This window comes from Streptomyces sp. NBC_00285 (assembly GCF_036174265.1).
In the GTDB taxonomy this organism is placed as follows: Bacteria; Actinomycetota; Actinomycetes; order Streptomycetales; family Streptomycetaceae; genus Streptomyces.
Genome location: NZ_CP108055.1, coordinates 8097617 through 8111503, shown reverse-complemented (window position 1 = coordinate 8111503; position 13887 = coordinate 8097617). Strand labels below are relative to the sequence as shown.

Genomic DNA, 13887 nt, shown 5'->3' with positions numbered 1-13887 from the left:
CGGACCGGACGGGGACGGGTGGGCGCTCAGACCTCCTGCCAGGCCGCCAGCGCCAGGCCCGGCTCGTCCTTCTGCCGGGCGACCCGCAGTTCGCCGTCGGGGGTCACCGTCGCGGCGACGATACGGCCGTCCGCGTCCTCGGCGAGGGCCACGGCCGTGTCCACGGGGAGCTGCGGTCCGGACTCCGTCCACCACAGGCCCGCCGACTCCTGCTCGGTGGGGTAGGCGGCGAAGGCGACCCGGCCGGAGGCCGAACGCTGGGCGAGCAGCGTGCAGTCGTGGCCCTCCAGGGTGCAGCGCAGCAGGGCCGCCGGGCCGGGGCCCGCCGCGGCGAGCAGGGGCGTGGGTCCGTTGCCCGGACGCACGGCGTAGAGCATGCCCTCGGGGTCCGCGAAGAACAGCGTGGTGTGGTCCTTGGAGGTGGGCAGCGCGCTCAGGGTGCCGGGTTCGACACGGACCGGCAGCGGGTCGGCCGGTACGGGAGGCGCACCGGGCTCCTCCTGGAGCCAGCGCAGGATGCCGGCGGCGTCGGTGCCGTACACCTCGACGCGGCCCGACTCCCCCGTCACCGCGGTCAGTTCGCCGTGCACCTCGGAGCCCTTGAGGTCGGACCAGGCGGTCCAGCCGCCGCGCTCCTTCTGTACGAGGGCGTGCACGCCGTTGCCGCGGTTGCCGACGAAGACATGGGCCCGGCCCTCCGCGTCGACGGCCACGGCGGGCACGCCGGTGCGCGCACCCGCCTTGTCGGGGTGACCGGCCGGCGTCCAGTCGAGGGCTGCGAGGTGGACGCGGAAGTGGGTGGAGTGCACGAGGCCCGACTCCTTGGCCTTGGTGGGACGCCAGGAGACGAGGTGTGCGTAGCCGTTGACGCCCTGACCCACGGCGAGTGCGGGGTGCAGGCGTTGCTCGCCGCCGACCTTGCGCCAGGGCGACCAGATGCCGCCGGGTCGTTGCTCGGCCCGGCACCACACGGCCTCGTCACGGGTGGTGTAGGCGCCGAGCCGGCCGTCCCGGGCGCGGATGAGCCAGTTGCCGTTCACTGTACGGACCATGGACACGCGTCCACTGTAATCGGGCAGCCGCTGCCGTCTCCGGGCGGGCCGGTCGTGGGACGCTGGGGCCATGAGTGACGTGCTGCTGGTCGTCGTGGACGCCGCGAATGTCGTCGGGTCGGTGCCGGACGGGTGGTGGCGGGACCGGCGGGGAGCGGCGGAGCGGCTGCGGGACCGGCTCGCGGTGGACGGGGTGCCGGGGCGGGAGGGCGCCGTGGAGATCGTGCTGGTGGTGGAGGGGGCGGCCCGGGGCGTGGAGTCGGTGCCGGGGGTCCGCGTGGAGAGCGCGCCCGCCAGCGGGGACGATCACATGGTGGCGCTGGTGGCCGAAGCCGGTGAGCGGCGGGTGCTGGTCGTGACTGCGGACCGGGAACTACGGCGGCGGGTGGGCGAGTTGGGGGCGGATGTGGCGGGGCCGCGGACAGTTCGTCCCTGAGCGTCGTCGTCCGGCTGCGGGCCGCTGGGCGCTGGTCGCGCAGTTCCCCGCGCCCCTGGGCGGGTGCAGTGAGGACCTGCCTGACCGTACCCGCCGACCCGCAGAAGGCAACGGACCCCAGGGAAGTTACTCCGTCTCGCTCTGCCGGCCGAGCCGGCTGTGCGACCGCCCGTAGAGGAAGTACACGACGAAGCCGATCACCATCCAGATCCCGAAGCGGAGCCAGGTCTCGGCCGGCAGGTTGAGCATCAGCCACAGGGAGGCCAGCACCGAGACGATCGGGACGACCGGGACCCAGGGGGTGCGGAAGGCGCGGGGCAGGTCGGGGCGGGTGCGGCGCAGGATGGCGACGCCGATCGCCACGACCACGAACGCGAACAGCGTGCCGATGTTGACCAGTTCGGCGAGCTCGCTCAGGGGCGTGAAGCCGGCGACGATCGCGATGATCACGCCGAGCAGGATCGTCGGGCGGTGCGGGGTCCGGAACCTCGGGTGGACGTGGGAGAAGAACGTGGGCAGCAGTCCGTCGCGGCTCATCGCGAAGAAGACTCGGGTCTGGCCGAGGAGCAGGATCATGCAGACCGTCGTCAGGCCCACCGCCGCGCCGAAGCTGATGAAGCCCGCGAACCAGGGGTGTCCGGTGGCCTTGAAGGCGTCGGCGAGCGGGGCCGTGATGGACAGGTCGGTGTACTTCTGCATGCCGGTCACGACGATCGACACGGCCACGTAGAGGGTCGTGCAGATGACGAGGGAGCCGAGGATGCCGCGCGGCATGTCGCGCTGCGGGTTCCTGGTCTCCTCGGCGGCCGTGGCGACGACGTCGAAGCCGATGAAGGCGAAGAAGACGACCGAGGCGGCCGTGAAGATGCCCATCACGCCGAAGTTGGCGGGCGCCCAGCCGAACATCAGCTGGATGAGCGGGGACTGGAGGCCGCTGCCCGCTTCCACGGGCTTGGCCTTGGGGATGAACGGGTGGTAGTTGCCGCTCTTGACGAAGAAGGCGCCCGCGATGATCACGACGAGCACGACCGTCACCTTGACGGCGACAACGATCGAGGTGACCCGCGCGGACAGCTTCGTGCCGAGCACGAGGATGCCGGTGAGCGCCAGGACGAGCGCGGCGGCGAGGATGTCGAAGCCGAAGCCGTCGGCCCCGTCCCGGCCGCTGAGCACCTCCGGCAGGTGCCAGCCGGCGTTGTCGAGCAGCGAGGCGATGTAGCCGGACCAGCCGACGGCGACCACCGCGGTGCCGAGCGCGAACTCCAGGACCAGGTCCCAGCCGATGATCCAGGCGGGCAGTTCACCGAGGGAGGCGTACGCGAAGGTGTACGCCGATCCCGCCACCGGGACGGTGGAGGCGAACTCGGCGTAGCAGAGCGCGGCGAGCGCGCAGACGACGCCGGCGACGACGAAGGCCAGGGCGACCGCCGGGCCGGCGTTGTTCTTGGCGACGGTGCCGGTCAGGACGAAGATGCCGGTGCCGATGATGACGCCGACGCCGAAGACGGTCAGATCGAGCGCGGACAAGGATTTCTTGAGCGCGTGCTCCGGTTCCTCGGTGTCGCGGATGGACTGTTCGACCTTCTTCGTCCGGAAGATGGTGCTGCTCACGGGTACCTCCCACGCTGTGTCGTCCTCGACATGATCGAGAGGGGGCGTAGGTCGTATGCCCCGGCGCGGGCCGATTCACGCGAACGGGCCGGCAGCACCACTGTCAGGAGTGGCGTGACCGGCCCGTTCGGGCGAGCGGCGAGGGTGTCAGTCGCGGGCCGGTTCGGCCTCGGCCGGTGCCGTGTCGTAGCGGCCGTCCAGCTTGGAGACCAGGCCGGTGACCTGGCGGGCGATGTCGGGCGCGGTGAGCCCGATCTCCGCCATGATCTCGGCGCGGGAGGCGTGGTCGAGGAAACGCGGCGGGATGCCGAAGTCGCGCAGCGGAATGTCGACGCCCGCGTCGCGCAGAGCCTGCGCGATCGCCGAGCCGACACCGCCGACGCGGGAGTTGTCCTCGACGGTGACGACCACGCGGTGCCGCTCGGCGAGCGGGGCCATGGCCTCGTCCACCGGCTTGACCCAGCGCGGGTCGACGACGGTGGTGGAGATGCCCTGCTTGTCGAGGAGCGAGGCGATCTCCAGGCACATGGGGGCGAGGGCGCCCACGGAGACCAGGAGCACGTCCGGGGTGTCGGTGCCGGGCTCGCGCAGGACGTCCATGGAGCCGACGGTGCCCACGGCGGGTACGGCGGGGCCGACGACGCCCTTGGAGTAGCGCAGCACGGTCGGCGCGTCGTCGACCTGTACGGCCTCGCGCAGCTGGGCGCGCAGCTGTTCGGCGTCGCGCGGGGCGGCGAGCCGGAGCGTCGGGACGACCTGGAGCATCGACATGTCCCACATGCCGTTGTGCGAGGCGCCGTCGTCGCCGGTGACGCCGGCCCGGTCCAGCACGAAGGTGACCCCGCACTTGTGCAGGGCGACGTCCATGAGGACCTGGTCGAAGGCGCGGTTGAGGAAGGTGGCGTAGACGGCGAAGACGGGGTGCAGTCCCCCGGTCGCGAGGCCCGCCGCGGAGACGGCGGCGTGCTGTTCGGCGATGCCGACGTCGTAGATCCGGTCCGGGAAGGTGTCCGCGAACTTCTTCAGGCCGACCGGCTGGAGCATGGCGGCGGTGATGGCGACGATGTCCTCGCGCTCCCGGCCCAGCTCGACCATCTCGTCGCCGAAGACGGAGGTCCAGCTGGCGGCGGACGCCTTGACGGGCAGCCCGGTGTCGGGGTGGATGGGGCCGATGCCGTGGAAGCGGTCGGCCTCGTCCTGCTCGGCGGGCTTGTAGCCGCGGCCCTTCTCGGTGAGGCAGTGCACGATGACCGGGCCGCCGAAGCGCTTCGCCCGGGCCAGCGCCGACTCGAGCGCTTCGAGGTCGTGGCCGTCGATGGGGCCGACGTACTTGAGGCCGAGGTCCTCGAACATGCCCTGGGGCGCGATGAAGTCCTTGAGGCCCTTCTTGGCCCCGTGCAGGGTCTCGTAGAGGGGCCGCCCGACGACGGGGGTGCGCTCCAGGAGGTCCTTGCCGCGGGCCAGGAAGCGCTCGTAGCCGTCGGTGGTGCGCAGGGTGGCGAGGTGGTTGGCGAGGCCGCCGATGGTCGGCGCGTACGAGCGCTCGTTGTCGTTGACGACGATGACCAGCGGCCGGTCCTTGGCGTCGGCGATGTTGTTCAGCGCCTCCCAGGCCATACCGCCGGTGAGAGCGCCGTCACCGATCACGGCGACGACGTGGTCGTCCCGTTTGAGCACCTGGTTGGCCTTCGCGAGGCCGTCGGCCCAGCCGAGGACGGTCGAGGCGTGGCTGTTCTCGATGACGTCGTGCTCGGACTCGGCGCGTGAGGGGTAGCCGGAGAGGCCGCCCTTGGAGCGCAGCTTCGAGAAGTCGTGGCGCCCGGTGAGCAGCTTGTGCACATAGGACTGGTGCCCGGTGTCGAAGAGCACCCGGTCCTTGGGCGAGTCGAAGACCCGGTGCAGCGCGATGGTCAGCTCGACCACACCGAGGTTGGGGCCGAGGTGGCCGCCGGTCTTGGAGACCGCGCCGACGAGGAAGCTCCTGATCTCCTCCGCCAGCTGGTCCAGCTCCTCAAGGCTGAGCCGGTCCAGATCACGCGGTCCCCTGATACGGGTCAGCAGCGCCACCCGTGCCTCCTTGCATTAGAGCTGATCGAGCTTGCCGGGCGGGTCCGAGTCTAATGTTCTCCGACATGCCGGTCGCCCGGCACCTTGTGGGGTACCGGGCGACCGGGCGGGGCCGAGCTGCGGTTATCCGCGGCCTGCGGCCTTCTGAGACCTTCGCGACACGGAGTCGATGACGACCGCGCCCAGCAGAACACCACCGGTGATCATGTACTGGATCGACTGGTTCATGTTCAGCAGGTCCAGGCCCGTCTGGATCGACTGGATGACCAGCATGCCGAGGAGCGCCGACCACACCGAGCCGCGTCCGCCGAACAGCGACGTACCGCCGATGACGGCCGCCGCGATGGCGAGCATGAGGACGTTGCCGGTACCGGCGCTGAGCGTCGCGCTCGCCGTCTGACCGGCGAAGAACATGCCGCCGATCGCCGCGAAGCCGCCGGAGATGGCGAACACGGTGATGCGGACGATCGGCACGTTGATACCGGCACGACGGGCGGCTTCGACGTTTCCACCGAGGGCGAAGACCTTGCGGCCGAAGGTTGTACGGCGCAGCACGAAGTCCACGACGACCAGGGCGGCGAGGAAGATCACCAGGGAGTTTGAGACGCCGGACGCGTTGTTGAGGACGGCCGCGGCGACGAAGGAGGCGATGGCCAGGGCGCCGACGCGCACGAGGATCTCGCTGGTGGGACGGAAGGGAACGCCCGCGGCCTTGCGACGGCGCTGCTCGTTGAAGTTGCCGACGAGGCTGAGCACCACACCGAGGCCGGCCAGCAGGTAGGCGCCGATGATGGCCTGGTCCATGAAGAACGAGCTCTGGCTGAGCAGGTGGATCGGACCCGAGTCGGACGGGATGTTGATGGTGCCGCTGGAGCCCAGCATCCACAGCATCAGGCCGTTCCAGCCGAGGAGACCCGCGAGGGTGACGACGAAGGCGGGCACCCCGATCTTCGCGAAGAACCAGCCGTGCAGGGCGCCGGCGGCGACGCCGGTGAGGATGCCGAGGATCAGCGCGAGCCAGGTGTTCATGCCGTGGTTGACCACGAACACGGCGAAGACGGTGGAGGCCAGGCCGCTGAGGGAACCGACCGACAGATCGATCTCGCCGAGCAGCAGGACGAACACCAGGCCGATGGCGATCATGCCGGTGGCCGAGAGGTAGTAGCTGACGTTCGAGAGGTTGTCGGCGCTCAGGAAGCGGTCGTTCTGGAACTGGAAGATCGTCCAGATGATGATCAGACCGATCACCACCGGCAGGGAGCCCAGCTCACCGCCCTTGACCTTGCGCGTGAACTCGGTCCAGTAGCCCTTGAAGCCCTCTTCGCGGACCAGCAGCCGGGGGTCGACGACTGCGACCGGCGCGGCGGTGGGGTCGTCGGCGGGCGCGACCGTGGTCGGCGTCTCCGTCTTGGAAACCTTGGATGTGTCGCTCACTTCGCGGCCTCCGTGCTGCGACGCCCCGCACGACGGGTCACGGCGTTCTCCGTGGCTCCCGTGATCGCGGAGATGATCTCTTCCTGACTGGTGTCCTTCACCGGGAAGGACCCGTTGTTCTTGCCCAGACGCAGCACGGCGACGGTGTCGGCCACTGCCTTCACGTCGGCCATGTTGTGGCTGATGAGGATGACGGCGAGGTTGCGCTCGCGCAGCCGCTCGACCAGGTCGAGGACCTGTGCGGTCTGCTCGACGCCGAGAGCGGCGGTGGGCTCGTCGAGGATGACGAGCTTGGGGTCGCCGACCAGGGCACGCGCGATGGCGACGACCTGGCGCTGGCCACCGGAGAGGCTGGCGATCGGGATGCGCACGCTCGGGATCCGGATGGAGAGCGTGCTCAGCAGCTCACGCGCCTTCTGCTCCATCGTGACCTCGTCGATGGCGCCTCGGTGCAGCAGCTCGCGCCCGAGGAAGAGATTGCCGACCACATCGAGGTTGTCGCACAGGGCGAGGTCCTGGTAGACCGTCGCGACGCCGAGTCCCTGGGCGTCGTGCGGCTTGTCGATGCTGACCGGGTTGCCGTCCCACTCGATGACTCCCTCATCGATGGGATGCACACCGGCGATCGTCTTGACCAGCGTGGACTTTCCGGCGCCGTTGTCGCCGACCAGGGCGACCACTTCTCCGGCGTGGACCTCAAGCTCTACATCGGTGAGGGCCTGGACCGCACCGAATCGCTTGGAAACTCCGCGCAACGCCAGCACGGGCGTAGCGGACACGTGAACCATCTCCTTCGCCGCCTGACCGGCGGGGATGCCGCGCTTGGGGTAAAGGCGCGGAGGGTTGTGCTGTGCGGCGCTCGTCGGACGAGTTGCGCCGTAAGCACCGATTTACAAGTCGAACATGCGCGTGGCCGATGCCTCCTGGCAACGGCTGCGTCCGCCATGTTTCCGTCCGGTGCCCGCCCCGCAGCGGGGTATGAAGGCGGTGCGGGCACCGGACAGGCTCTGTGTCCTCAGGGCGTGTCCGCGAGGAGCACGCCCTGAGGGCGGCTTCTTACTGGAGACCGGCCTTCTTGCACGCGGCGGCGTAGTCCGCGGTGCAGATGTCGGCGACGGTGTAGAGACCGTCCTTGACGACCGTGTCCTTGATGTTCTTCACGGTCACCGAGACCGGGGTGAGCAGCTTCGCCTGGACCTTGTCGCCGGAGCCGCTGGTCACCTGGGTGTCGGCCAGGGACTTGATGTCCTTGCCCTGGAGCAGGTTGACCGCGAGCTCGGCGGCGGTGTCGGCCTCCGGCTTGTAGGCCTTGTAGACCGTGGAGGACTGGGTGCCGGCGACGATCCGCTGGATGGCCGCGAGCTCGGCGTCCTGACCGGTCAGCGGGATGGTGCCGATGCCCGCACCCTTGAGGGTGTTGGCGATGCCACCGGCCATGCCGTCGTTGGCGGCGTAGACGCCCACGATGTTCTTGGCGCCCAGCTGGGTGATGGCCGCGGACATCTTCTGCGCGGCGACGGTGTCCTTCCACAGGCCGGACTGCTCGTAGGCGATCTTGACCTTGCCGTCGAGGACCTGGTGCGCGCCCTGCTTGAACTGACCGGCGTTCGGGTCGGCGTCGTCACCGTTGATCATGACGACGTTCGCCTTGGGGGTCGCCTTGGAGCCGAGGGCGTCGAGCAGGGCCTGACCCTGGAGCTCGCCGACCTTGACGTTGTCGAAGGAGACGTACGCGGAGACCGGGCCCTGGGCCAGACGGTCGTACGCGACGACCTTGACGCCCTTGCTCACCGCGGAGGCGATGGAGGACTTGATGGCGGCGGAGTCCTGCGCCGAGACCACGATCACCTTGACGCCCTTGGTGACCATGCTGCTCATCTGCTGGGCCTGCTTGGCCGGGTCGGCCGCGGCGTTGGCGTAGGAGACGGTGCAGTCGCTGCACAGCTCCTTGACCTTGGCCTCGAAGTACGGCTTGTCGAACTTCTCGTACCGCGCGGTGACGTTGTCGGGCAGGAGCAGGCCGATCGACTTGCCACCGGAGCCCGAGCCGGAGCTGCTGCTGTCGCTGGCCTTGTCGTCACCGGCCTTGCCACAGGCGGCGACCGAGACGGCGAGTGCCGAGATCGCGACGGACACAGCTGCACGACGCATGAGCGTGTTCACTTTTGAAACCTCCCTGACGAGGCCGCGTCGTTGCGGCCGAGGTGGCTGGAAGTCAACTCGGCCACACGTGCGACGTCAAGAAGTAAATACTTAACGAGATGGCAACGGCGTCCTGCGTTCTCTAAGTGAAGGCAGGTGTCGCTGCATGCAACGTGCTGTCCAAAAGGGTCGAATCACCCATCTCGCTGAGTGCGAGGGCGAGTGCTCCGAGCACCTCCGCGCGGCCTCCAAGTGCCCCGGGAAGCACGCTCAGTTGGCGTGCCGCACTGGGGATCGCATAGCGGCCGACCGACTCCCTGATCGGCCCGAGCACCAGTTCACCGGCCTCGGCGAGATCACCGCCCAGGACGACTCGGCTCGGGTTCAGCAAGTTGCAGAGATTGGCGACTCCACTGCCGATGTGTCGGCCGACGTCGGCGATCACCCGACGGCAACCAGGGTCTCCGTCCCGCGCGAGTCGTACTACGCCTTCCATGGTCAGGTCGGTGCCGTGGCTGGACTGGAGCAGCGGGAGCACATAGCGCGCAGCCGCGAAGGTCTCCAGGCAGCCGCGGTTGCCGCAACGGCAGACGGGGCCGGACTCATCAAGAGTAATATGCCCGATTTCTCCCGCAGTGCCACCTGGACCGCGGTAGATCTGGCCGCTGATCACCAGTCCGGCGCCCACACCGCTCGCGACCTTGATGTACGCCAGGTCCCGGACCCCCCGGCCGCTGCCCCAGACCAGCTCACCGAGGGCGCCGAGGTTGGCGTCGTTGTCCACGTGCACGGGCACGCCGAGGCGCCCCCCGAGCTCCTCCGCGGGCTTGGTGCCGATCCAGCCCGGCAGGATCGCCGAGGAGCCCAGGGAGCCGGACTCCAGGTCGATCGGGCCGGGGACGCCGAGGCCCACCCCGGCGATCTTCGAGCGGTCCACGCCGGTCGCCTCGATCAGCCGGTTGACCAGCTGTTCCGCCCGGTCGAAGCCCTGCGCGGAGGAGGCGTCCACGTCCAGCGGTTCGGACTCCTCGGCCAGCACCTGATGGGCGAGGTTCCCGATCGCGACGCGCAGATGGGTGTGCCCGAAATCCACCCCTATGACGATGCCGGCGTCACCGCTCAGGGACACCGCTCGGGCCCGCCGGCCGCCCGCGGACGTGGGCGTGACCTCGACGGTTCCGCCGTCCTTGAGCTCGCGGACGATGTTGGAGACGGTCGCGGCGGACAGTCCCGTGCTCCGAGCGATCTCCGCCTGCGTGAGCGACCCGGCCAGCCGGACGGCCCGTACGACCCGCTCCAGGTTGGCTCGGTGCAGCGACGACTGCGACCCCGGAGTCTCCACGACGACCTCCTGCGCGCGGGGCCGCATCGATGAGACCCCGTCTATGTCCAACTAGTGAACTCTAAGCTGAGCCGTTAGGGTCGCCTCCCGTCAAGAGGTTGAACAGTATCTGCGGTCTTGCCCATGCCGAGGGGGCGCTGTCTCCTCAAGGTCTGGATCTTGAAGAGACAGCGCCCGCGCGGGCGGCCGGGTCTACTTCAGGGCGCCCGCCGTGAGCCCGGCCACCACCTGTCGCTGGAAGACGATGTACGCGGCGAGGACCGGGATCATCGCCATCACGAGGCCGGCGAACAGACCCGACCAGTCGCCCTTGTAGCCCTGGCTGGCAGCGAGTTGCACCAGCCCCTGGGTCAGCACCCGCTTGTCCGGGTCGGTGTTGAGCACCGTGGGCAGCATGTACTGGTTCCACTGGCCCAGGAAGTTGAAGATCCCCACGCTGATCAGGCCCGGCTTGGCCATGGGCAGCATGATCTGGAAGAACGTCCTGGAGTGCGACGCCCCGTCCACGAAGGCCGCCTCCGCCACCGAGCTCGGCAGGGTGCGGAAGAACGCGGTCAGGAAGAAGACCGTGAACGGCAACGAGTAGGCGATGTAGACCAGGATCAGTCCGTGGATCGTGTTCAGCAGGCCCATGTTGTTGACGACGTAGAACAGCGGGACCAGCGCCAGCATGATCGGGAAGCTCATGCCGCCGATGAACAAGTAGTAGATGAAACGGTTGCCCGGGAAGTCGAACCGGGCGAGCACGTACGCCGCCATGGAACCGAGCACGAGGGTGCCGATGAGCGAACCCGCCACCACCAGAATGGTGTTCAGGAAGTAGTCGCTCATGTTGGCGTCGGTCCAGGCCCGTGCCCAGTTGTCGAAGTGAAGCTTGTCCGGCAGCGCCCAGGGCGAGTTGAAGATGGCGCTGTCGTCCTTGAAGGACGTCATCACCGCCCACAGCAACGGCATCACGACCATGATCGCCCAGAGGATCAGGACGCCGTGCGAGAAGACGTTGAGGACGTTGCCGTCCTTCTTCGCCCTGCGGGGCGGGTCGGCCGGGCCGTCGGCCTTGGACACGGGAACACCGGGCTCGGCCGGTACGGGGGCGGGGGTCTCGGTCGTCTTCATCGGATCAGAACTCCAGCCGCTCGCGCCGGCCCAGCCGCATCACCAGGGCGGCGAACGCCAGCGTGACGACGAGCAGGGCGACGCCGATGGTGGTGGCGTAGGCGGCCTGTCCGTCACGGAACGCCTTCTGGTACACGTACAGGACCATGACGGTGGTCGAGTAGTCGGGACCGCCGGGCCCGGTCGTCATGATCTGTACGACCGCGAACGACTCGGCACCCAGCGCGAGGATGCCCATGTAGACCCAGCCGGACTGCACGGTGTCCCACAGCAGCGGCAGGGTGATGCGGAAGAACGTGGCCGCCCGGCCCGCCCCGTCGAGCAGCGCGGCCTCGTACAGGTCCGCCGGAATGGAGGCCATACCGGCGGAGAACAGGACCACGAAGAAGCCCACCGTGGACCACACCAGCACCGCCATGACGGCCCACAGGGCGAGGCTCGGGTCGCCCAGCCACAGTGGCTGGACGCTGTCGAGCCCGATCCCCCGCAGGACCGAGTTGATCGACCCGCTGTCCGGGTTGTACGCGAAGGCGAACAACAGGGCGACGATCGCGATCGAAAGGACCTGGGGGAAGAAATAGACGATCTTGTAGAAGGAGGAGCCCCGGACGCCGGTGACGACCGGGCCTCCCCTCCTTTTCCGTCCGCCGACATTGATCATGAAGGAGAAGAACAGCGCCAGACTGATCGTCACCAGCGGCAGCACGAGCGCAAAGATCAAGCTGTGCTGCAAGGACTTCCAGAAGATCTCGTCGTCCAGCATCCTCCGGTAGTTGTCCAGGCCGACCATCTTGAATTCGGGGCTCAGGCCGGTCCAGTCCGTGAACGAGTAGTAGATGGACTGGATGAACGGCCAGACCACGAATAGCGCGTACAGTCCCAGGGGCAGCGCCAAAAACCCCACGATGAACCGGTACTTGCCGTGCTGCATCGCTGCTCCGTCGCCGTTACTGGTGCTTGTAGTGCTTGATCGACGAGTCCTTCGCGGCCGCGTCGGCGTAGCCCTGGATCTTCTTGATGGCCTCCGCCGGAGTGAGCCGTCCGGCCATCATCTCGCCGAGACCCGCCACCCCGATCTGCTCCTTCTGGAGCTGGACGTACCAGTCCTGCAGCCGCGGGTTCACCACGTTGTCGCCGGCCTTCTTCAGCGCGGCCACACCGGACTTGAGGCCCGGGGTGAGGGTGATCCCGTCGGTGCCGCCGTTGTAGGCGGTGAGCGACTTGACCTTGGAGGTGAAGTTCTTCGAGGACGCCTCGCTGAGCATGATGCGCAGCTGCTCCATGCCGCCCGCGGTGTTCTTCGCCTTGGCCGGGACGATGAAGGGCTCACCGCCGGAGGCCCAGATGGTGCCGAAGGGCATCTTGTCGGAGGAGTCGATACCGGTGGGCGCGGAGACGGCGAGGTCGAAGTCCTTGGGGATGACGTTCGCCGACTCGTTCTCCACCCAGGAGCCGTTCGGGATGAACAGCGCCTTGCCCTGGGCCCAGGCGGTCTGCGACTGGATGTGGTCGAGGCCCGGGGTGCCCTTGAGGACGTAGCCCTTCTTGTAGAGCTCGTAGTAGGCGTCGAAACACGCCTTGACCGCCGGGTTCTTCCAGGCGTTCGGCTCCAGGTTGTCGATGGCGTCGAGGACCTCGACACCGCCGACCTTGGCGATCATCGGGTACAGCGAGAAGGGGATGTAGTACGGGTACTTGCCCGCGTACGTCCAGCCCGCCATGCCCTTCTTCTTGGCCTTCGCGCACACGGCGAGCATCTGGTCCCAGGTCTCGGGGTACTCCGCGTCGAGCGAGTCGAGGGCCTTCTGGGAGTACCAGACGCCGTAGACCGTGTACGCGTAGTACATGATCCACACCGGGTCGCCGTCGAACTGGCCCATCTCGACGATCCCGGGCCGCAGGGTGTCGCGGACCTTCTTGCCGGGGTCGTCGTAGGACGGGGCGTCCAGGAGCGGGGTGAGGTCGGCGAGCTGGCTCTTGCCGACCAGGACGCCCATGTCCATCTGCTCGGCGCCGGAGTTGTCGATCAGGTCCGGCGGGGTGCCCTGGTTGAAGCGGGGCTGGAGGGTGGACTGGATCTTCTGGGTGGCGGAGAACTTCACCTTGGCCTTGGGGAAGTTCGTCTCGTAGATCTTCACGGCGTCCTCGGCGTACTCCTTGCCGAAACCACCGTCGAACAGGACGAACTCCATCTGCGCGGTCTCGTTGACGGCCAGGGGGTTCTTGGCGGTCTTCTTGCCCGCCTTGGCCTTGTCGCCGCTGTCGTCGCCGCCACTGCTGGCGCAGGCGGACAGGAAGCTCATCGTCGGAACAGAGATCAGTCCGAGCGCGGCCGACCGTTTGATCAGATCTCGGCGGCCTACACCTGCGGAGCCGTTCGTGTTGTTCTCGGCGGAAGTGGATCCCATGCTCAAGTCCTCGCCTTCTCCAGGACTCAGGCGGTGAACCGGATCCTCCCGGCACCGCGGTCAGGTCAAGCAGGTTCGTGCAAGAGGTTCGTGCGGAGGTTCGTGCCGGAGGGGTGAATTGCCGACAGGTATAGTCCACTTCCGGTCGGCGGAGCAAGATCGAATGCAAGGTTGGCCATGGGTCTTTTCCGAGTTGAGACCTCACGGAAATATGAGCGCCCTGTGCGAAGCTTGCCGGAAAAATCCGCGACATAGCCCCCGAATGCCGCAGTCAACCCC

General features: G+C 68.2%; 11 protein-coding genes. 1 reads left to right on the top strand and 10 read right to left on the bottom strand.

Translation table 11 applies throughout. The features are described 5' to 3' along the window. Positions 1–26 precede the first annotated feature (26 nt). Positions 27–1052 (bottom strand): hypothetical protein, encoded by a 1026-nt coding sequence (locus tag OHT57_RS37330; protein ID WP_328753438.1) that lies wholly within the window; start codon positions 1050–1052, stop codon positions 27–29. Between the two features lie 70 nt (positions 1053–1122). Here OHT57_RS37330 and OHT57_RS37325 point away from each other — a divergent pair, with 70 nt between their 5' ends. Next, entirely contained in the window at positions 1123–1488 is a 366-nt protein-coding gene (locus OHT57_RS37325; protein WP_328751182.1) for an NTP pyrophosphohydrolase, read from the top strand. Between the two features lie 126 nt (positions 1489–1614). On the opposite strand, the gene OHT57_RS37320 is transcribed toward OHT57_RS37325, so the two are convergent. The 9 genes from OHT57_RS37320 to ngcE all read right to left on the bottom strand — a co-directional run bounded on the left by OHT57_RS37320 (position 1615) and on the right by ngcE (position 13608). Continuing rightward, the gene (locus OHT57_RS37320; RefSeq protein ID WP_328751181.1) at positions 1615–3099 is read right to left on the bottom strand and encodes an amino acid permease; all 1485 of its coding nucleotides are present in this window, start codon (positions 3097–3099) and stop codon (positions 1615–1617) included. A 147-nt stretch (positions 3100–3246) separates the two neighbouring features. Continuing rightward, positions 3247–5166: a 1-deoxy-D-xylulose-5-phosphate synthase gene (dxs, locus tag OHT57_RS37315; protein ID WP_328751180.1), complete on the bottom strand. Its 1920-nt coding sequence runs from the start codon at positions 5164–5166 to the stop codon at positions 3247–3249. Positions 5167–5289: 123 nt separating this feature from the next. Next, positions 5290–6600: a sugar ABC transporter permease gene (locus tag OHT57_RS37310; protein WP_328751179.1), complete on the bottom strand. Its 1311-nt coding sequence runs from the start codon at positions 6598–6600 to the stop codon at positions 5290–5292. Continuing rightward, a complete protein-coding gene (locus OHT57_RS37305; protein ID WP_328751178.1) occupies positions 6597–7388 on the bottom strand; it encodes an ATP-binding cassette domain-containing protein in 792 nt (263 codons plus the stop codon). Before OHT57_RS37305 ends, OHT57_RS37310 begins: the two co-directional genes overlap by 4 nt. A gap of 268 nt (positions 7389–7656) precedes the next feature. Further along, on the bottom strand, positions 7657–8751 hold the full coding sequence (locus tag OHT57_RS37300; RefSeq protein WP_328751177.1) for a sugar ABC transporter substrate-binding protein: 1095 nt from the start codon (positions 8749–8751) through the stop codon (positions 7657–7659). 133 nt (positions 8752–8884) lie between these two features. Then, positions 8885–10084 (bottom strand): ROK family transcriptional regulator, encoded by a 1200-nt coding sequence (locus OHT57_RS37295; protein ID WP_328751176.1) that lies wholly within the window; start codon positions 10082–10084, stop codon positions 8885–8887. 192 nt (positions 10085–10276) lie between these two features. Continuing rightward, the gene (locus OHT57_RS37290; protein WP_328751175.1) at positions 10277–11200 is read right to left on the bottom strand and encodes a carbohydrate ABC transporter permease; all 924 of its coding nucleotides are present in this window, start codon (positions 11198–11200) and stop codon (positions 10277–10279) included. Positions 11201–11204: 4 nt separating this feature from the next. After that, a complete protein-coding gene (locus tag OHT57_RS37285) occupies positions 11205–12131 on the bottom strand; it encodes a carbohydrate ABC transporter permease (RefSeq protein WP_328751174.1) in 927 nt (308 codons plus the stop codon). Positions 12132–12147: 16 nt separating this feature from the next. Continuing rightward, the gene (gene ngcE, locus OHT57_RS37280) at positions 12148–13608 is read right to left on the bottom strand and encodes an N-acetylglucosamine/diacetylchitobiose ABC transporter substrate-binding protein (protein ID WP_328751173.1); all 1461 of its coding nucleotides are present in this window, start codon (positions 13606–13608) and stop codon (positions 12148–12150) included. Between the last annotated feature and the right edge of the window lie 279 nt (positions 13609–13887).